General features: G+C 70.1%; 14 protein-coding genes. 7 read left to right on the top strand and 7 right to left on the bottom strand.

All coding sequences use genetic code 11. The features are described 5' to 3' along the window. Window positions 1-3 precede the first annotated feature (3 nt). Complete coding sequence (locus tag ACFU5F_RS13280; RefSeq protein ID WP_383886200.1) at window positions 4-189, top strand: DUF397 domain-containing protein; 186 nt, start codon at window positions 4-6, stop codon at window positions 187-189. A gap of 208 nt (window positions 190-397) precedes the next feature. Here the strand turns inward: ACFU5F_RS13280 and ACFU5F_RS13275 are convergent, their stop codons facing one another. Continuing rightward, entirely contained in the window at window positions 398-3,421 is a 3,024-nt protein-coding gene (locus ACFU5F_RS13275; RefSeq protein ID WP_383886197.1) for an RICIN domain-containing protein, read from the bottom strand. Window positions 3,422-3,644: 223 nt separating this feature from the next. Here ACFU5F_RS13275 and ACFU5F_RS13270 point away from each other — a divergent pair, with 223 nt between their 5' ends. Together ACFU5F_RS13270 and ACFU5F_RS13265 are read left to right on the top strand one after the other, a co-directional pair. After that, the gene (locus ACFU5F_RS13270; protein WP_383886194.1) at window positions 3,645-5,915 is read left to right on the top strand and encodes an ATP-dependent RecD-like DNA helicase; all 2,271 of its coding nucleotides are present in this window, start codon (window positions 3,645-3,647) and stop codon (window positions 5,913-5,915) included. Between the two features lie 258 nt (window positions 5,916-6,173). Then, on the top strand, window positions 6,174-7,463 hold the full coding sequence (locus tag ACFU5F_RS13265) for a citrate synthase (RefSeq protein ID WP_275458313.1): 1,290 nt from the start codon (window positions 6,174-6,176) through the stop codon (window positions 7,461-7,463). Between the two features lie 729 nt (window positions 7,464-8,192). Here the strand turns inward: ACFU5F_RS13265 and ACFU5F_RS13260 are convergent. From ACFU5F_RS13260 to ACFU5F_RS13250, 3 genes are all read right to left on the bottom strand, one after another. Beyond that, window positions 8,193-10,481 (bottom strand): heavy metal translocating P-type ATPase, encoded by a 2,289-nt coding sequence (locus tag ACFU5F_RS13260; RefSeq protein WP_383886191.1) that lies wholly within the window; start codon window positions 10,479-10,481, stop codon window positions 8,193-8,195. A gap of 41 nt (window positions 10,482-10,522) precedes the next feature. Then, on the bottom strand, window positions 10,523-10,762 hold the full coding sequence (locus ACFU5F_RS13255; RefSeq protein WP_383886189.1) for a heavy-metal-associated domain-containing protein: 240 nt from the start codon (window positions 10,760-10,762) through the stop codon (window positions 10,523-10,525). A 226-nt stretch (window positions 10,763-10,988) separates the two neighbouring features. Further along, entirely contained in the window at window positions 10,989-11,657 is a 669-nt protein-coding gene (locus tag ACFU5F_RS13250; protein WP_383886186.1) for a TetR family transcriptional regulator, read from the bottom strand. A 187-nt stretch (window positions 11,658-11,844) separates the two neighbouring features. Between ACFU5F_RS13250 and ACFU5F_RS13245 the strand changes: the two genes are divergently transcribed. Continuing rightward, complete coding sequence (locus ACFU5F_RS13245) at window positions 11,845-14,088, top strand: MMPL family transporter (protein ID WP_383886183.1); 2,244 nt, start codon at window positions 11,845-11,847, stop codon at window positions 14,086-14,088. A gap of 273 nt (window positions 14,089-14,361) precedes the next feature. Then, window positions 14,362-15,489 carry a zinc-dependent alcohol dehydrogenase family protein gene (locus ACFU5F_RS13240; RefSeq protein ID WP_383886180.1) on the top strand — a complete coding sequence of 376 codons (1,128 nt, stop codon included), beginning with the start codon at window positions 14,362-14,364 and terminating at the stop codon, window positions 15,487-15,489. Here ACFU5F_RS13240 and ACFU5F_RS13235 read toward each other — a convergent pair. The 3 genes from ACFU5F_RS13235 to ACFU5F_RS13225 all read right to left on the bottom strand — a co-directional run bounded on the left by ACFU5F_RS13235 (window position 15,470) and on the right by ACFU5F_RS13225 (window position 17,685). Beyond that, window positions 15,470-16,081 carry a GNAT family N-acetyltransferase gene (locus tag ACFU5F_RS13235; protein ID WP_383886177.1) on the bottom strand — a complete coding sequence of 204 codons (612 nt, stop codon included), beginning with the start codon at window positions 16,079-16,081 and terminating at the stop codon, window positions 15,470-15,472. The two genes, ACFU5F_RS13240 and ACFU5F_RS13235, sit on opposite strands and share 20 nt — an antisense overlap. 133 nt (window positions 16,082-16,214) lie before the next feature. Then, complete coding sequence (locus tag ACFU5F_RS13230; RefSeq protein WP_037729589.1) at window positions 16,215-16,415, bottom strand: AlpA family transcriptional regulator; 201 nt, start codon at window positions 16,413-16,415, stop codon at window positions 16,215-16,217. A gap of 352 nt (window positions 16,416-16,767) precedes the next feature. After that, window positions 16,768-17,685: a sugar phosphate isomerase/epimerase family protein gene (locus ACFU5F_RS13225; RefSeq protein ID WP_383886174.1), complete on the bottom strand. Its 918-nt coding sequence runs from the start codon at window positions 17,683-17,685 to the stop codon at window positions 16,768-16,770. Between the two features lie 124 nt (window positions 17,686-17,809). Here ACFU5F_RS13225 and iolC point away from each other — a divergent pair, with 124 nt between their 5' ends. Together iolC and ACFU5F_RS13215 are read left to right on the top strand one after the other, a co-directional pair. After that, window positions 17,810-18,760 carry a 5-dehydro-2-deoxygluconokinase gene (iolC, locus tag ACFU5F_RS13220; protein WP_383886172.1) on the top strand — a complete coding sequence of 317 codons (951 nt, stop codon included), beginning with the start codon at window positions 17,810-17,812 and terminating at the stop codon, window positions 18,758-18,760. After that, window positions 18,757-19,641, top strand: a complete 885-nt coding sequence (locus ACFU5F_RS13215; RefSeq protein ID WP_383886170.1) for a deoxyribose-phosphate aldolase — start codon at window positions 18,757-18,759, stop codon at window positions 19,639-19,641. The genes iolC and ACFU5F_RS13215 overlap by 4 nt, the downstream gene beginning before the upstream one ends. The last annotated feature ends 6 nt before the right edge of the window (window positions 19,642-19,647 follow it).

The following is a 19,647-nucleotide window of genomic DNA, read 5'->3' as shown; positions in this document are numbered from 1 at the left end:
CCCATGTGCAACTGGCGGAAGTCGTCCTACTCCGGCCCGGACGACGGCAACGCCTGCGTCGAGATAGCCCCCACCCCCGCCCGCATAGCCGTCCGCGACTCCACAACCCCGTCCCGAGCCACCCTCACCTTCTCCACCCCCGCCTTCACCTCCTTCCTCGAAGCCCTCAAGAGGCCCACCGAGAGGTGAATGCCGCCCCCCGGGGGAGTGCAGTCGGCCGGGGGTCGTGTCGCTGCTGACGCAGACTCGTACGAGCGAGTGCTCCGACGTTCACCGTCGACCCGTGGCGCTCCCGCGTGCGCCCACACTCCGCCGCGGCCCCAGGAGTTGGCCGCGGCGGATGTCCGGTCACGAAGGCCGGGAACTGAATGTGTCGGTCAGGAAGCGAACGCCTCGGTCACGAAGTGAACGGGCGGGAGCCGTCCTCCGCGACGATGCTCCACAGATGGTCGGCGGTGCCGCTGTCGTTCCACTGAAGGGCCTGCGCCCCGGACGACGTGGACATCCCGTCGATGCCCAGCACCATGCCGCTGTTCTTGTTGACGAACTTGGCGTAGCCGCCCCCGGCGTCCACCACCGACCACAGATGGTCGGACGTGAGGGTGTCGCCCCATTGCAACGCCGTCGCACCGGCCGTCTTGGAGGCGTCCTTGATGCCGAGGACCTGGCCGCTGTTGGTGTTGAAGATCTTGTAGTAGCCGTTCTCGGCCGGGACGATCTCCCACCAGTGGTTGGCGCCGCTGCTCGCGCTCTGCTGCTGTACGGCGCCCCCGGCGGCGATCGAGGAGCCGGAGATGCCGAGTTCCAGGTTGCTGTTCTTGTTGGTGATCTTCACGCGCGGAGTCTCCGGGTACCAGGACTCCAACTCGGTGACACCGACGAACTTGCCCGCCTGCGGGGTGAGGACGACCCGGAACTGGGAGGTGGTGATCGTCGGGAAGGTCACCTCGTTGGCGTTGTTCGCCACCGGTGCGGCCGGTCTCTTCGTCTGGCTCGGGACGTTCACCCACGCTCCGTCCTTGAGGTACTGGACGGTGTAGCTCGCCGGGACGCGGATGTTCGCGCCGTCGTCGTACGTGTAGAACTTCACCTCGTTGATCTTGCGTGGTGCCCCGAAGTCGACGCCCAGATGGTCTGTGGCGTTCGGTGAGCCGGAGTTGGTCCAACGGTCGTCGGGGATCTTGTCGTAGCGGATCCACCCGTTCGTCGCCCGCAGCGGGGCGTCGAACGTGTTGGGCTTGCAGGTCTGGCCGCTGTGGCAGTGCGGGCCGTTGGAGACCGTGTTGGTGTAGGAGGCGAAGGCCTTCGGGTACGGCTGGGTGACGGTGCGGCCCAGCCAGTCCTGCTCGGCGGTCAGCGGGTTGGCGGCCACGTTCATCATCCGCGCCGGCTGCGCCGGGGTGACGGGGGCGGCCACGTTCACGGTGGTGTTGCCGACCGTCGAGGACTGGTGGATACGTACGCCGTCCTGGAAGATCTGCAGCCCGCTGCCCTTGCCGTAGTGCGAGCCGTCCCGGTCCCAGCGGACCGAGTACGTGTGCCCGTGGTACGGCAGGCTCTCCACCGCGAACCAGTCCCACCCGGACGGGATCAGCGGCTTCAGCACCAGCGTGTTGTTCGCCTGCGGCTTGATGCCCAGCAGGCCGGTGAGCACCAGGTCGTTGAAGCTGGAGTGGTTGTAGTGCTCGCTGAAGTTGAACCCGTCGTAGATCCAGTCACCGGTGTCCCCGTCGGCCGCCTCGGCGATGTACGGCTTGCCGTCCTTGTGCTGGAGGGCGGCGAACTGGGCCAGCATCGTCTGGTAGTCGGCCTTGGTGACGAAGCTCTGCGCGGGGTAGTCCTGGAGCAGGTTCGCCAGGCCGGTCAGGATCTGGCTCGTCTGGTACGGCCAGCTCGGGCCGTTCCAGTGACAGCAGTTGGCGTCGTCGCGCTTCTGCTGGGCCGGTATGGCCTCGTAGTTGAAGTACGGGTTCGCGGTGATCCGGTCGAGCTCGGCGAAGCCGGTGCCCTTGGTGAACTTCAGCGTGTTGGTCCCGGCCTTCATGGGGACCTGCACGGTGACGGACTTCGACTCCGAGAAGCTTCCCCAGCTGCCGCCCGGGGCGTAGCTGACGGTGAGCGGCTTGGCGGTGTCGCCGTTGACGACGACCTTGTGCGTCGAGGTGGCGGAGGTGGCGTTGGCATAGTGGACCGTCACCGGGTACGTGCCGTTGCCGGGCGCGTCCACGGAGAAGGTGACCGCGCTGTCGTCGAAGTCGATCTGCCCGACGTACTTGCCGTTGGAGGCCGTCGAGGAGTTCCGGGTGTTCGCGTGGACGACGGTGGCCTGCTCGGCCTCGAAGTCGTGCACCCGCTCCAGCGTCGTAGGTCCGAACGGCGCCTTGAACCGCTTGGAGTCGGTCAGGTACTTCCACGCCGACGAGTACTGCGCGTCGGGGAGGTTGAACGCCCAGGGGGCGTAGCCCATCGCCTCGCGCCAGGTCGTGCGGGTCTGCTTCAGCGTGCCGTTGGTGTTGTCCGTGTTGTAGACCTGCATGAAGAACTGGCGCTGCGGGTCCCACAGCGAGTTCTGCACGGCGGCCTTCAGCTGCGCGGCCTTCGCGTCGTACTCGCTCGCGGTCGCCGTGTCGCCGTTCAGTGTGGAGATCTTGCTGATCGCCTGGGCCGCGCTGAACATGTACGCGTTGATGGTCGGCCGGTAACCCCGGCCGCCGCTGAACCAGTTGCTGCTCTTCATCGACGTCTCGGTGTACTCCGTGGCGTCGGACAGCGGGGTCTGGTGGAACAGATCGCTGGAGGACTGCGTGCCGTTCACCGTGACGTCGGTGTCGAAGTTCGAGTCCCACCGCTTGTAGAGGGCGATCAGGTGGGGGAGCGCCGACTTGATCTGCGCGGCGTCACCGGTGACGAGATAGCGCTGGTACGCGGCGCTCGTGATCCACTCACTGAAGTTCCGCGCGCCCGAGTTGCCCGCCCCGCGCAGCCAGAAGTCCAGGTAGTCACCCGCGTAGTCGCGGTTGTGCAGCCAGCGCCCGTCCAGCAGGTGGTAACCGGTCGCGTCCGGCAGCGCGGTGTACGGGTTGCCGGCGTAGCCGATCGGCACGTTGTACTCGGTCGATACGTACCCCGTGCCAGGCACGGTGTAGCGGAGCGCACGTTTGTAGGTGCTCCACCGGTAGTAGTAGACGTCGTCGATGTCGTTGTCGGGGGTGTCCAGAAACGGAATGTTGTCCTTGTACCACTGCCGCTCGTCGAGCTGGTTGGCGGCGAGGATCGCGTCCTTGTCCAGCGCGACGGCGTCGGGGTCGTCGGCGGCCTGGGCCGTGGGCGCTCCCGGTCCTACCGACAACAGGCTGATGGACAACACGGAGCCGCACAGCGCGGCCAGCGCGCGGCTGTTACGTCTGGGGCGGTGACGCATAGAGGTGTCCTCCATTGGGCACTCATGCGATGGTTCGATGTGTTCGAAATTACGGACATTGTTCGAAATCTTGAGGGACCGTAATGACAGGGCTCACAGGAAGTCAATAGAGGGGGCAAGGGTGACGTAAGGCGCCGTAAACGGGTGGCGTCCGCGAGGTTCGACGGTACGGACCTGTCCATGCGTGATCCGCGGTGTCGGACCCCGGCGGTAGCGTCGGACCATGCCCAATCAGACGGGGACCCCGCGGCAGCCGGGGACCGGCGAACGACAGCTCGCCGTACTCGAAGGCGTCCTGGAACGCATCACCTACGCCAACGAGGACAACGGCTACACCGTCGCGCGCGTGGACACCGGTCGCGGCGGCGGTGACCTCCTCACCGTCGTCGGCGCGCTGCTCGGGGCCCAGGTCGGGGAGTCCCTGCGGATGGAGGGCCGCTGGGGCTCGCACCCGCAGTACGGCAAGCAGTTCACGGTGGAGAACTACACCACCGTCCTCCCCGCCACCGTCCAGGGCATCCGCCGCTACCTAGGGTCCGGCCTGGTCAAGGGCATCGGGCCCGTCTTCGCCGACCGCATCACCCAGCACTTCGGCCTGGACACCCTCCAGATCATCGAGGAGGAGCCCAAGCGCCTCATCGAGGTGCCCGGCCTCGGCCCCAAGCGCACCAAGAAGATCGCCGACGCCTGGGAGGAACAGAAGGCGATCAAGGAGGTCATGCTCTTCCTCCAGACCGTCGAGGTGTCCACGTCGATCGCGGTCCGCATCTACAAGAAGTACGGCGACGCCTCGATCGGGGTCGTGAAGAACCAGCCGTACCGCCTGGCGTCCGACGTCTGGGGCATCGGCTTCCTCACCGCCGACCGGATCGCCCAGTCCGTCGGCATCCCCCACGACAGCCCGGAGCGCGTCAAGGCGGGCCTGCAGTACGCCCTTTCGCAGGCCACCGACCAGGGCAACTGCTACCTCCCGGAGGAGCGCCTGATCGCCGACGCGGTCAAGCTCCTCCAGGTCGACACGGGCCTGGTCATCGAGTGCCTGGCCGAACTCGCCCTGCCCGACGAGGACTCCGGCGAACCCGGCGTCGTACGCGAGAGGGTCCCGGGCCAGGACGGCGGTGACCCGGTCACCGCGATCTACCTGGTCCCCTTCCACCGCGCCGAACTCTCCCTCTCCGCCCAGCTGTTGCGTCTCCTGCGCACGGACGAGGACCGGATGCCCGGCTTCCACGACGTGGCCTGGGACAAGGCGCTGGCCTGGCTGCGCGGGCGTACGGGAGCGGAGCTGGCCCCCGAGCAGGAGGCGGCCGTACGGCTCGCGCTGACCGAGAAGGTGGCCGTGCTCACCGGCGGCCCCGGCTGCGGCAAGTCGTTCACCGTCCGCTCGATCGTGGAGCTGGCCCGCGCCAAGAAGGCGAAGGTCGTGCTGGCCGCCCCCACCGGCCGCGCCGCCAAGCGCCTCGCCGAGCTGACCGGCGCCGACGCCTCCACCGTCCACCGCCTGCTGGAACTGAAGCCCGGCGGCGACGCGGCCTACGACCGGGACCGCCCCCTGGACGCCGACCTGGTCGTCGTCGACGAGGCGTCCATGCTGGACCTCCTGCTGGCCAACAAACTGGTGAAGGCGGTGGCGCCGGGAGCGCACCTCCTCTTCGTCGGGGACGTGGACCAGCTCCCGAGCGTCGGCGCCGGCGAGGTCCTCAGGGATCTGCTGGCCGACGGCAGCCCGATCCCGGCGGTCCGGCTCACCAAGGTCTTCCGCCAGGCCCAGCAGTCCGGGGTGGTGACCAACGCGCACCGGATCAACTCCGGCCGGCACCCGGTCACCGACGGCATGAAGGACTTCTTCCTCTTCGTCGAGGACGAGACGGAGGAGGCCGGCCGGCTCACGGTCGACGTCGCGGCCCGTCGTATTCCGGCCAAGTTCGGGCTGGACCCGCGACGGGACGTCCAGGTCCTGGCACCCATGCACCGGGGCCCGGCGGGCGCGGGCACCCTCAACGGGCTGCTGCAGCAGGCCATCACCCCCGCCCGCCCCGACCTGCCCGAGAAGCGGTTCGGCGGCCGGGTCTTCCGCGTCGGCGACAAGGTCACCCAGATCCGCAACAACTACGACAAGGGCGCGAACGGCGTCTTCAACGGCACCGTCGGGGTCGTCACCGCCCTCGACCCGGTCGACCAGCGGCTCACCGTCCGCACCGACGAGGACGAGGAGGTGGAGTACGAGTTCGACGAACTGGACGAGCTGGCGCACGCCTACGCGGTGACCATCCACCGATCCCAGGGCAGCGAGTACCCGGCCGTGGTGATCCCGGTCACCACCGGAGCCTGGATGATGCTCCAGCGCAATCTGCTCTACACGGCGGTGACCAGGGCGAAGAAACTGGTGGTCCTGGTCGGCTCCCGCAAGGCGATCGGCCAGGCGGTCCGCACGGTCTCCGCCGGCCGTCGGTGCACGGCTCTCGACTTCCGGCTCGCACCACGGGTTTTGTAGCCCTGGGCCCGCTTCGTGAGAACCTCTCGTGCCGATCCGGCGACCCGTGAGTGAAATTTGATCGATCAAACGAGTCGTAAAGGTCACACAGCCCTTCCAGATGGTGGACGGAGGGGGCAGGATGAGCAAGTTGGCGGCACTCAGTGCCGCCGATGGGCCCGATGGTCGACCCCGAGTGCACTCTCCAGAGCCAATTGGGGGATGGTAGAGACAGTCAGGGCACCTCGAAGAAGAGGCACTACGTCGGTGAGGGATGACGTGAGCGACAACTCTGTAGTACTGCGGTACGGCGACGGCGAGTACACCTACCCGGTGATCGGCAGCACCGTCGGCGACACGGGCTTCGACATCGGGAAGCTCCGGGCCCAGACCGGTCTGGTCACCCTGGACAGCGGCTACGGCAACACCGCTGCCTATAAATCCGCCATCACCTATCTCGACGGTGAGCAGGGCATCCTCCGCTACCGCGGCTACCCGATCGAGCAGCTGGCCGAGCGCTCCACCTTCCTGGAGGTGGCGTACCTGCTGATCAACGGCGAGCTGCCCACCGTCGACGAGCTCTCCACGTTCCAGAACGAGATCACGCAGCACACCCTGCTGCACGAGGACGTCAAGAACTTCTACCGCGGCTTCCCGCGCGACGCCCACCCGATGGCGATGCTGTCCTCCGTGGTCAGCGCCCTGTCGACGTTCTACCAGGACAGCCACAACCCGTTCGACGAGCGGCAGCGCAACCTCTCCACGATCCGCCTGCTCGCCAAGCTGCCGACCATCGCGGCGTACGCGTACAAGAAGTCGATCGGTCACCCGTTCGTCTACCCGCGCAACGACCTCGGTTACGTCGAGAACTTCCTGCGCATGACCTTCTCGGTCCCGGCCCAGGAGTACGACCTCGACCCGGTCGTCGTCTCGGCGCTGGACAAGCTGCTCATCCTGCACGCGGACCACGAGCAGAACTGCTCGACCTCCACGGTCCGCCTGGTCGGCTCCTCGCAGGCGAACATGTTCGCCTCGATCTCCGCCGGCATCTCCGCGCTCTGGGGCCCGCTGCACGGTGGCGCCAACCAGTCCGTCCTGGAGATGCTGGAGGGCATCCAGGCGAACGGCGGCGACGTCGACTCCTTCATCCGCAAGGTGAAGAACAAGGAGGACGGCGTCCGCCTGATGGGCTTCGGCCACCGGGTGTACAAGTCCTTCGACCCGCGCGCCAAGATCATCAAGGCTGCCGCGCACGACGTCCTCTCCGCGCTCGGCAAGTCCGACGAGCTGCTGGACATCGCGCTGAAGCTGGAGGAGCACGCGCTCTCCGACGACTACTTCGTCTCGCGCAACCTCTACCCGAACGTGGACTTCTACACGGGTCTGATCTACCGCGCCATGGGCTTCCCGACCGAGATGTTCACGGTCCTCTTCGCCCTCGGCCGCCTCCCCGGCTGGATCGCCCAGTGGCACGAGATGATCAAGGAGCCCGGCTCCCGCATCGGCCGCCCGCGCCAGATCTACACGGGCGTGGTCGAGCGCGACTTCGTCCCGGTCGAGGCCCGCTGAGCCACCGAGCACGCGTGGCGAGGGGCCCGTACGGAGAGTTTTCCGTACGGGCCCCTTGCTTGCCCGGCCGCAGAAAAGGGTGGCCTACGGCGAGTGGGCCGAAGGGGCGCGCCTACGGTCGACGCGCGCAGCGCGCGACGAAGGAGGGCCGAGCACGATCACCGTCTCGGCACAGGCAAAAGGCGCCCCGGAGGCGAACAAAGCCCAAAAAATGCGAGAAGGCGCCCTGCAACGCTGGTCCCCCCACGGGCCGGCGAGCAGGGCGCCTTCCCATGTCCCGGTGCGGATTCCCCCCACGGGATCCGGCCGGGCGTCTGGTGGACCAGCGCCTGAATTCGCTGAGCGGGCCGAGCCGAGGCCGACCTGCTTGTATGAAACTGTTGTGCGCGCGGCGGTGTGCGGTCTGCCGGGACGCGTACGTACGGGAGGGCCGCTCAAAGCTCCCCGGTGCACGTGCCCCGGCAACGCAGTTCCGGGAACGTCCCCCAAGACATCCCCAGATGTCAGTCACGCCCCCCAAGACGCTTCTGACATCGCCAACTTAGACTCACGAACCCCTTCGGTGGTTACGTTCACACCACTGTGATCTGCGTCTCTCGCCATATCCCCTGAAGATACGCAAGCGACGCGAATCGGTGATCGAGACCCCAGCGTAAGGATGATGCGCGAGCCTTGTGAAGAGCTTATGTGAGGCTGCTTCCGGACTCTAGAGGGACTTTTGCCCGGCGGTCACGAGAATGTCCTGAGTCGCAAGCTGTTCGTTACCACAAAAACGGACGAAAAGGCCATAGTCGCCCCTGCGATCATCGGATTGAGCAATCCGGCGGCGGCCAGCGGCAGCGCCGCCACGTTGTAGCCGAAGGCCCAGGCCAGATTGCCCTTGATGGTGGACAGGGTGCGCCGCGACAGCCGGATCGCGTCGGCGGCCGCCCGCAGGTCCCCGCGGACGAGCGTCAGGTCCCCCGCCTCGATCGCCGCGTCCGTCCCGGTGCCGAGGGCGAGCCCGAGGTCGGCGGCGGCCAGCGCGGCCGCGTCGTTGACCCCGTCCCCGACCATCGCGACCGTACGGCCCTCGCCCTGGAGCCGCCGCACGACGTCGACCTTGTCCTCGGGCAGCACCTCGGCGATCACGTGCTCGGGGGAGATGCCGACCGTGGCGGCCACGGACCGGGCCACCCGCGCGTTGTCCCCGGTCAGCAGGACCGGCGTGAGCCCGAGCGCCCGCAGCCGCCGTACGGCCTCGGCGCTGGTCTCCTTGACGGCGTCGGCCACGGTGACGACACCGAGTGTCACTCCGTCGCGGGTCACCGCGACCGCCGTGCGCCCCTCCGCCTCGGCGGCCTCCTTGGCGGCCCTCAGGGGCTCGGGGAGGGGGCCGTCGAGGATCCGGCCCACCAGGACCGTGTGGCCCTCCACGCGGCCGCGTACGCCCTTTCCGGGCAGGTTCTCGAAATGCTCGACGGGCGGGAGCGGGCCCAGGCGTTCCTCGGCGCCCGCGGCGATCGCCCGGGCCACCGGATGTTCGGAGGCGTGCTCGACGGCGCCCGCGAGGCCAAGGACGTCCTCCTCCGTGACGTCCTCGGCGGTGTGCACGCTCCCGAGCGTCATCCGGCCGGTGGTGACGGTACCGGTCTTGTCCAGGACGACGGTGTCCACGCGGCGGGTGGACTCCAGTACCTCGGGGCCCTTGATGAGGATGCCGAGCTGGGCGCCCCGGCCGGTGCCGACCAGCAGGGCGGTCGGGGTGGCCAGGCCGAGCGCGCACGGGCAGGCGATGATCAGCACCGCGACGGCGGCCGAGAAGGCGGCGGTGGCGTCGTCCGTGGCGCCGAGCCAGACGCCGAAGGTGGCGACCGCGATCAGCACGACGGCCGGGACGAAGACCGCGGAGATCCGGTCGGCGAGCCGCTGCGCCCGGGCCTTGCCGTTCTGCGCGTCCTCCACGAGGCGTGCCATCCGTGCCAGCTGGGTGTCCGCGCCGACCCGTGTCGCCTCCACGACCAGTCGGCCCCCGGCGTTCACGGTCGCGCCCGTGACGGGGTCCCCGACCGTCACGTCCACCGGCACCGACTCGCCGGTCAGCATGGACGCGTCGACGGCGGAGGCGCCCTCCACGACCATCCCGTCGGTGGCGAGCTTCTCCCCGGGGCGGACGACGAAACGGTCGCCGACGGCCAGGTCCGCCACCGGGATCCGCACCTCGCGCCCCTGGCGGAGCACCGAGACGTCCTTGGCGCCCAGCGTCAGCAGCGCCCTGAGCGCGCCGCCCGCGCGCCGCTTGGCGCGGGCCTCCAGATAGCGGCCGAGCAGGATGAACGCCACGACCCCGGCGGCCACTTCGAGGTAGATCGCCGACGAGGCCGACGCGCGCGTGACGGTGAGGGTGAACCCGTGCCGCATGCCCGGCATGCCCGCGTGGCCCAGGAAGAGGGCCCACAGGGACCAGCCGAAGGCGGCGAGCGTGCCGACCGAGACGAGGGTGTCCATGGTGGCCGCGCCGTGCCGGAGGTTGGTGAGCGTGGCCCGGTGGAAGGGCAGCCCGCCCCACACGACGACCGGCGCGGCGAGCGTCAGCGAGAGCCACTGCCAGTTGTCGAACTGCAGGGCGGGGACCATGGACATGAGGATCACGGGTGCCGCGAGCAGCACCGAGACGGTGAGCCGCTGCCGCAGGGCGGCGAGTTCGGGGTCGGCGCCGTCCTCGCCGCTCCCGGTGGCCGTTCCCGGAGCCGCCGCGGTCGCGGGGGGAGCCGGGGGCGGTGGTTCCTCCGCCGTGTAGCCGGTCTTCACGACCGTGGCGATCAGCTCGGCGACCTCGATCCCCGCGGGGTAGGTGACCTTCGCCTTCTCGGTCGCGTAGTTCACCGAGGCGGTGACCCCGTCCAGGCGGTTGAGCTTCTTCTCGACGCGGGCCGCGCAGGAGGCGCAGGTCATCCCGCCGATGGTCAGCTCGACCTCGCGGACGGGGTCGCCCGCCGGTGCTGCCGCGAGGGTGCTCGTCGTGTCCGTGCTCGTCATGTCCGTGCCCGTGACGCTCGTGCCTGTGCCGGTGTCCGGTCTCAGACCGTGCCGACGAGTTCGAAGCCGGCCTCGTCCACGGCGGCGCGTACGGCCTCCTCGTCGAGCGGCGCGGCCGAGACCACGGTGACCTCGCCGGTGGAGGCGACGGCCTTCACGGAGGAGACGCCGGGAAGCTCGGTGATCTCGCCCGAAACGGCGCCTTCGCAGTGCCCGCAGCTCATGCCGCTCACCTTGTAGACGGCGGTGACGGAGCCCTGGGTGTCGGTCTCGGCGGTCATGTCGTTACTCCTTGTCGGGGCGGATGGGGGTCGAGTAACCCTTCCAGACCTTCAGCTTATACCCCCTAGGGGTATGAATCCAAGAGAGGTCCGACCGGAGCGGTGGGACCGGCGGGTCGCGTGGGTCGGGGAGCCGGCGTGCCGGTGGTGCCGGCGTGGGGCAGGGGGTGGTGTCCCGGCGGTGCCGGCGTGGGGCGGGGGGGTGTCCCGGCGGTGCTCGCTCGGGTCAGGGGGTCCGTGTCCCGGCGGTGCTCGCGGCGGCGGTGGGCGGGCAGTCGCGCGCCAGGGGCTCCAGATAGCGGAACAGTACGTTCTTCAGCTCCTGCACGTAGGCGGCACGCTCGGCGCCCTCGCGCGCGAGCACCAGCTCCAGGCCGGCCTTGTACATGGCCACGCAGACGTGCGCGGTGCGCGAGATGTCGGCGGCCGGGGCGTCCGGGAGGAACGGGGTGAGCAGCGTCTCGATCCGCGCGAGCAGGGCCGCGTGCACGGCGTCGTGCTGCTCGGCGATCCGGCCGGGGACGTCCGGCCCGTGCATCAGCGTGAAGACCACCGGGTGCCGGCAGTTGAAGTCGATGAAGCGGTCGACGGCGGCCGCGACGGCCTCCTCCAGCGGAGTCGCCGGATCCACCGGGGCCAGCGCCTCGCCGTACGTCTCGCGCATCTCGTGCATGAGCCGCTCGCTCAGCTCGATCGCGATCGCTTCCTTGTTCGGGAAGAACTGGTACAGCGTCCCCGGTGAGACGCCCGCCTCGCGGGCGATGGCGTTGGTGCTGGCGGCCGCGTACCCCGTCGAGCAGAACACGGCGGCCGCGGCTTCGAGGAGCTGCGCGATACGGCGCTCGCCGCGGGCCTGGCGGCGGCGCGGCTGCTCCTTCTCCTGGTTCACGGGCACGCGTCGTCACCGGCTTTCCGGATCGTGATTGACAAAAACGAGTGGTCGCTCGCATTCTGGTGAAACACGAGCGATCTCTCGTGTTTGCCAGTGTATGGCTGGTGCTCCCGTGCCGCACGGCTGCGCGCGGCACGGATCGAGCGACGGATCAGGCTGAAACGGATCAGACTGAAGGGGACACCGCACCATGACCGAAGTCAACCGGCCACCCCGGGTGGGAGGCTGGACGCGGTTCGTGACCGCCCGCCCCCGGCTCTCCCTGCTGGTCGCCCTGGTGCTCACCGCTCTCGCGGTGGTGGCGGGCAGTGATGTCGCCGACCGTCTCGGCAGCGGCGGCTGGGAGGACCCGGCCGCCCAGTCCACCTACGCGACGAAGGCGCTGGAGCGTGAGTTCCCCGACTCCCAGCCGAACTTCCTGCTGCTCGTCGACGCGGGCGGGGCGTCGGTCGACGATCCGGCCGTCGCGGCCGAGGGCAGGCGGCTGACCGAGCGGCTCGCCGCCGAGAAGGGCGTCCGCGGTGTCGGTTCCTACTGGCAGACCGGCGCCCCCACCCTGCGCGCGAAGGACGGCGGGGAGGCACTGATAGCGGCCCGTCTCACGGGTGACGAGACGGCGGCGAACAAGACCCTCGATCGCATCGTCCCCGAGCTGCGCGGCACCCACGGCCCGGTCGAGGTCAGGATCGGCGGCATCCTCGCCGTGCGCCACGAGATGCAGACGACCATCCAGGAAGACCTGCTGCGGGCCGAGATGATCGCCCTTCCGGTGACCCTCGTCCTGCTCGTCATGGTCTTCGGCAGTGCGGTCGCCGCCCTGCTGCCGCTCGGCGTGGGCATCGTCGCGATCCTCGGCACCAACGCGATCCTGCGCGGCCTCACCGAGGTCACCGACGTCTCGGTCTTCGCCCTGAACCTCACCACCGCCATGGGCCTGGGCCTCGCGATCGACTACGCCCTGTTCATCGTGCGCCGCTTCCGGGAGGAACTGGCGGGCGGCGCCGACTCCCTGACGGCCATCGCCACCACCCTGCGCACCGCCGGCCGCACGGTTCTCTTCTCCGCGCTCACGGTCGCCGTCTCGCTGGCCGCCATGATGGTCTTCCCGCAGTACTTCCTGAAGTCCTTCGCCTACGCGGGCATCGCGGTGGTCCTCCTGGCCGCCGGGGCCGCCCTGATCCTGCTGCCGGCGGCCCTGATCCTGCTCGGCGACCGCGTCAACGCCTTCGACCTGCGCAAACTGTTCCGGCGCCGCAAGGCAGCGGACACCGGGGCGGACGCCTCCCCGGCCAAGGAGGAGGGCGCGGCCTGGGGCCGTACGGCCGCCCTCGTCATGCGCCGGGCCCCCTACTTCGCCATCGCCACGACAGCGGGCCTGCTGTTGCTCGGCCTGCCCTTCCTGGGCGTGAAGTTCGGCACGGCCGACGACCGTCAGCTCCCTTCGACCGCCGAGTCGCACGTCGTCCAGCAGCACCTGCGCGAAGGGTTCCCCGGCACTCCCGGCGGCGGCCTGGCGGTGCTGGCGGAAGGAGAGGCGACCAAGACGGAGTACGCCGGCTACAGGCAGCGGCTGGCGGACCTGCCCGACGTGCTCCGCGTGGAGGGGCCCCTGGTCCACGGCGACTGGGCCTACTTCACGGTGCAGCCCGAGGGCGAGGCGGTCGACGAGGGCGCCCAGCGCCTGGTGCACGACATCCGGGCCATGGACGCCCCCTTCGACACCTCGGTGACGGGCACGGCGGCGGTCCTGGTCGACACGAAGGCGGCGATAGGCGAAGGCACCCCCTGGGCGCTGGCCTTCATCGCGACGGTCACCCTGATCCTGGTCTTCCTGCTCACCGGCAGCGTGCTGATCCCCCTCCAGGCGGTCCTGCTGAACGCCCTCAGCCTCACCGCGATGTTCGGCGCGCTGGTCTGGGTCTTCCAGGACGGCCACCTCTCCGGCCTGCTCGCCTTCACCAGCCCCGGCTCCATAGAGACCACGCTCCCGGTCCTGATGTTCTGCGTGGCCTTCGGCCTCTCCATGGACTACGGAGTCTTCCTGCTCTCCCGCATCAAGGAGGAGTACGACCACACCGGGGACCACATCGCCTCCGTCCGCTTCGGACTCCAGCGCACCGGCGGCCTCATCACCGCCGCCGCGGTGATCCTCGCCGTCGTCATGATCGCCATAGGCACCTCCCGGGTCACCAACACCAAGATGCTCGGCCTGGGCATCGCCCTCGCCGTTCTCATGGACGCCATGGTCATCCGCAGCCTCCTGGTACCGGCGGTCATGCGCCTGACCGGCCGCGCGACCTGGTGGGCCCCGGCCCCCCTGAGAAGGTTCCACGACAGGTTCGGCCTGAGCGAGACCGACGAGCCCTCCACGTCCACCCCCACCCCCGAAGCAAAACCAGAACCAGAACCAGTCCCCATCCACTCCAGCTCCTGACTGCTTTCAAGGGGCGCGGGGAGCTGCGCGAGAACCCCCCATCGGACCCGCACCAGGGCCGCGATGGGGGCACACCCCCTGCCCTTGCGGGGCGCGGGGAACTGCGCGAGAACCCCCACCGGACCCGTACGTGGGGGGTCGAAGGGGCGCAGCCCTTGGTGGATGGGACGGGTAGGGGCGGCGGGGGCGAGAAAACCCCACCCATCCACCATGCGATGCTGACCGGGCCGGCCGGACAGCGATCACCAGCCACGATTCGAGAGGCGGACGCACATGCGCGCAGTCGTGTTCGAGCGTTTCGGAGAGCCGGCCACGGTGAAGGACCTCGCGACCCCCACCCCCACCCCCCACGGAGTCGTCGTCCGCGTCGAGGCCACCGGCCTCTGCCGCAGCGACTGGCACGGCTGGCAGGGCCACGACCCCGACATCACCCTCCCGCACGTCCCCGGCCACGAACTGGCCGGCGTCGTGGAGGCGACCGGCAGCGCGGTGACCGCCTGGCACCCCGGCGACCGCGTCACCGTCCCGTTCGTGTGCGCCTGCGGCACCTGCCCCGCCTGCGCGGCCGGAGACCAGCAGGTGTGCGAGCGGCAGACCCAGCCGGGGTTCACCCACTGGGGCTCCTTCGCCCAGTACGTCGCCCTGGACCACGCCGACGTGAACCTCGTGGCGCTGCCGGACGAACTCTCGTACGCCACGGCGGCCGCACTCGGCTGCCGCTTCGCCACGGCGTTCCGCGCGGTCGTGGCGCAGGGTCGCGTCGCGCCGGGGGAGTGGGTCGCGGTCCACGGCTGCGGCGGCGTCGGCCTCTCGGCCGTGATGATCGCGGCGGCTGCCGGAGCCAGGGTGGTCGCCGTGGACGTCTCCCCCCGGGCACTGGACCTGGCCCGCACGTTCGGCGCGACCGCCTGCGTGGACGCGTCAGCCGGAACGGGCACACCGGCCACGGACGAACGCGACTCGGCCGAACCCGACACCCACGAACCCGACACCCACGAACCCGACACGGGCCTACCCGACACGGCCGCGGCCGTCCGCGACCTGACCGGCGGCGGAGCCCACCTCTCCCTCGACGCCCTCGGCTCCCCGGCCACCTGCGCGGCCTCCGTCAACAGCCTCCGCCGCCGGGGCCGCCACATCCAGGTGGGCCTGCTCCCGTCCGCGACGGGCACCACCCCCGTGCCCATGGCCCGGGCGGTGGCCCTGGAACTGGAGTTGCTGGGCAGTCACGGGATGGCGGCCCACGCCTACCCCGGGATGCTGGAGCTGGTCCGGGCGGGCGTCCTGCGCCCCGACCTCCTGGTGACGTCCACGATCCCGCTGGACGCGGCCCCCGCCGCCCTCGCGGCGATGGGCACGGCCCCGGGCGGCGGAGTGACGGTCATCGACCCGTGGCACTGACCCGATCGCCGTCGGGACGCTCGCCGTGGCCGCCGGGCCGCCCCCGATGGGCGGCCCACTCCGGCGCGAGGATCGACATACGCACGGCGTCGATCCACTCCCCGCCCTGCCACAGCGTCTGCCGCTCGACCCCCTCGGCCACGAAGCCGGCCTTCTCGTAGGCGCGCCGGGCCCGGGGATTGTGGGTGAAGACGTACAGCGAGACGCGGTGCAGCCCGACCTCCTCGAAGGCATGGCCGACGATCAGCCGCACGGCCTCCGTGCCCAGCCCCCGGCCCCGCCCGCCGGGACCGATCAGGATGCGGAAGCAGCAGTTGCGATTGGCCTCGTCCCACTCGTTCAGCACGGCCTCACCCACCAGCTCGCCGCTCGCCCGGTCCACGATCGCGAGGTCGAGCCGGTCGGTGTGGTCGTTGCGGCTGCCGTACCAGGAACGCAACCGGTCCGCGCCGAACTCCTCGGCCGGGCTGCCCGTGAGCCGCACGACCTCCGGGTCGGCCAGGATCCGCGCCATCACGGGCGTGTCGTCCTCGGTGAACGGCCGCAGGACGGCCCGCTCACCGGTGAGTACGGGTTTCCGGGAAAAGCTCATCCCCGGATCCTGGACGGCGAACGGACCCGGGGACAAACGAATTGACTGCCGGAAGCCGGAAGCCGGAAGCCGGAAGCCGGAAGCCGGAAGCCGGAAGCCGGAAGCCGGAAGCCGGAAGTGGCTGCGTGGAGACTCAGTCGGCCCCGCGCCCCCGGTTGCCCGGTCTGGAAGCGACCCAGGCGCGCACGGTGTCGGCGTACCAGTAGGGCTTGCCGTTCTCCGTGTGGTCGGGCGGCGGCAGCAGCCCGTGCTTGCGGTACGAGCGGACGGTGTCGGGCCGCACACGGATGTGCGCCGCGATGTCCTGGTACGACCAGAGACGGCGGTCGGTCATCAGAGGCACCTCCCCGCGCGCGCCACGGAGGCGGCTGGGAAGCCGTCGGGGGAGCCGGGCGCTGCGCTGGCGATCACAAGACTGTGACCGGCCAACGACCCTCGGTGACCGGCGGGAGCGCCCGTGGCTCACGCATGACGAAAGACCCGCGTACGCGTGACGTATGTGACGGGAAGGTGACTTCTGTGACAGAAGCGCCGATTGGGAGCGCCTCGTGACGAAGGGTCGGCCCCCGCGCCCTACAGGGGCGCGGGGAACTGCGCAACCAGCCGCGAACCACCCGCAGCCCGCCGTCACCCGCCGTCACCCGCAGTCCCCGGCGTCTCGGCACCGCCCGCGTCGAGCGGAGCGCCTACGCCCCGCAGGACCTCAGGAACGCCCGCGTCCGCTGGGCGATCGGCAGTGGAGCGTCCGGCTCGCACGGGTACATGTCCTGCTCGACGATCGCGAACAGGTCCACGTCCAGCTTCGCGGCGGCGGCGAGCACCGGCCCCAGTTCGGGCACGCCCTTCGGCGGCTCGCACATCACGCCCCGGGCGACGGCCGGCCCGAAGGGCACCGCGTTCGCCCGCACGTCCGCCAGGATCTCGGGGTCGACCTGCTTGAGGTGCAGATACCCGATGCGCTCACCGTAGGTCTCGATCAGCTTGACGCTGTCGCCGCCGCAGTAGGCGTAGTGCCCGGTGTCGAGGCAGAGCGAGACGACCGAGGAGTCGGTGCCGTCCAGGAAGCGGACGACGTTCTCCTCGCTGTCGATGTGGGTGTCGGCGTGCGGGTGGACGACGATCTGGAGGCCGTACTTCTCCCGCACCTCCCGCCCGAGGCGCTCGGTGAGCTGGGTGAGGTGCCGCCACTGTTCGACGTTCAGCTCGCTGGGCTCCAGCACCTGGCCCGTCTTGTCGTCCCGCCAGAACGACGGGATGACGACGAGGTGCTGGGCGCCCATGGCCTGGGCGAGGACCGCGTTGTCGGCCACGTGCGCCCAGGTCTTCTCCCAGACGTCGGGGCCGTGGTGCAGCCCGGTGAAGACCGTGCCGGCCGACACTTTCAGGCCGCGTTTGGCGGTCTCCTCGGCGAGGACCACCGGGTCGGTCGGCAGATAGCCGTACGGGCCCAGCTCGATCCACTCGTAGCCGGAAGCGGCGACCTCGTCGAGGAAGCGCTGCCAGGGGACCTGCTGGGGGTCGTCGGGGAACCAGACGCCCCAGGAGTCGGGCGCCGAGCCGACTCGGATGCGCGAGAGTGAGGACTGAGGTGACAACGACGTCATGGGAGTCAGCTTCAGCCTCGGAGCAGAGGGTGTCAATAGGTAGTCCGAATGTCTGGACAAAGTATTGACAGGGCCGCTCCGACGGGACTAGACCTTGACCGAACCGGCGCATGAAGGGAACTCGATGGCGTACGACCTGATCACCATGGGGCGGATCGGTGTGGACCTCTACCCGTTGCAGACGGGGGTCCCGCTGCCGCAGGTGACGTCCTTCGGGAAGTTCCTCGGCGGATCGGCGACCAACGTCGCGGTGGCCGCGTCCCGGCTCGGCCGCTCCACCGCCGTCATCACCCGCACCGGCGAGGACCCCTTCGGCGAGTACCTCCACCAGGCGCTGCGCGACTTCGGCGTGGACGACCGCTGGGTCACCCCGGTCCCGGGCCTCGCGACCCCCATCACCTTCTGCGAGGTCTTCCCGCCGGACGACTTCCCGCTGTACTTCTACCGCCGCCCGAAGGCCCCGGACCTGGAGATCGACGCGCACGAGCTGGACCTCGACGCCATCGCCGGGACCCGCATCTTCTGGGTGACCGGCACGGGCCTGAGCGAGGAGCCCAGCCGTACGGCGACGCTCGCCGCCCTCGCCCACCGGGCCAAGGCCGGGACGACGGTCTTCGACCTCGACTGGCGGCCCATGTTCTGGAGCGACCCGGCCGAGGCCCGCCCGTTCTACGAGGAGGCTCTGCGGCACACCACCGTCGCGGTCGGCAACCTCGACGAGGTCGAGGTCGCCACCGGAGTCCGCGAACCGCACGCCGCCGCTCGCGCGCTCCTCGACGCAGGGGTCGAACTCGCGGTCGTCAAGCAGGGCCCCAAGGGCGTCCTCGCGGTCAACAGCAAGGGCGACTCCGCCGAGGTCCCGCCGCTGCCCGTCGAGGTCCTGAACGGCCTCGGCGCCGGTGACGCCTTCGGCGGCTCCCTCTGCCACGGCCTGCTCGAGGGCTGGGGCCTGGAGAAGATCATGCGGCACGCCAACGCCGCCGGGGCCATCGTCGCCTCCCGCCTGGAGTGCTCGTCCGCCATGCCCACGGCGGACGAGATCGAGGCGGCGGTCGCGGCGGGAGCGGTCCTGTGAACATCGACGTCTCCGCCCTCGTCCGCACCCGGGTCCACCACCCGGAGGCCATCGCCGAGGCCGCCGCCCGGCGTGTGAGGCGCCCCCTGATCGGTGACAGCGGCCGCCTGATGATCGTCGCCGCCGACCACCCGGCCCGCGGCGCCCTCTCCGTCGGCGACCGCAAGCTCGCCATGGCCAACCGCGCCGACCTCCTCGAACGGCTGTGCCTGGCGCTGTCCCGGCCCGGTGTGGACGGTGTCCTCGCGACCGCCGACATCCTCGACGACCTGCTCCTGCTCGGCGCCCTCGACGGCAAGGTCGTCATGGGCTCCATGAACCGGGGCGGCCTCGCGGGCGCCAGCTTCGAACTGGACGACCGCTTCACCGGCCACCGCCCCGAGGACATGCGGCGCCTCGGCTTCGACGCCGGCAAGCTCCTGCTGCGCGTCGACTACGACGACCCGGGCTCCCTCACCACCCTGGAGTCCACCGCCCGTGCCGTGGACGCCATGGCCGAGCGAAGGCTCCCCGTCTTCGTCGAGCCGTTCATCAGCCGCCGCGACCCCGACACCGGCAAGGTCAGGAACGACCTGAGCGCCGACGCCGTCACCAGGTCGATCGCCATAGCCGCCGGGCTCGGCGGCACCTCGGCGTACACCTGGCTGAAGGTGCCCGTCACCGACAACCCCGACGACATGGCCCGCGTGATGGAGACCTCCACACTGCCCGCCGTCCTGCTCGGCGGCGACGTCGGCGAGGACCAGGACGGCGCGTACGAGAAGTGGCGGGGCGCGCTGCAACTGCCCACCGTGCAGGGCCTGGTGGTCGGCCGCTCGTTGCTCTACCCGGCGGACGACGACGTGACCGCCGCCGTGGACACCGCCGTAGGACTGTTGTGAGGGCCG

The organism is Streptomyces sp. NPDC057438 (genome assembly GCF_042802995.1).
In the GTDB taxonomy this organism is placed as follows: domain Bacteria; phylum Actinomycetota; class Actinomycetes; order Streptomycetales; family Streptomycetaceae; genus Streptomyces.
This window is presented reverse-complemented; position numbering and strand designations above follow the sequence as displayed.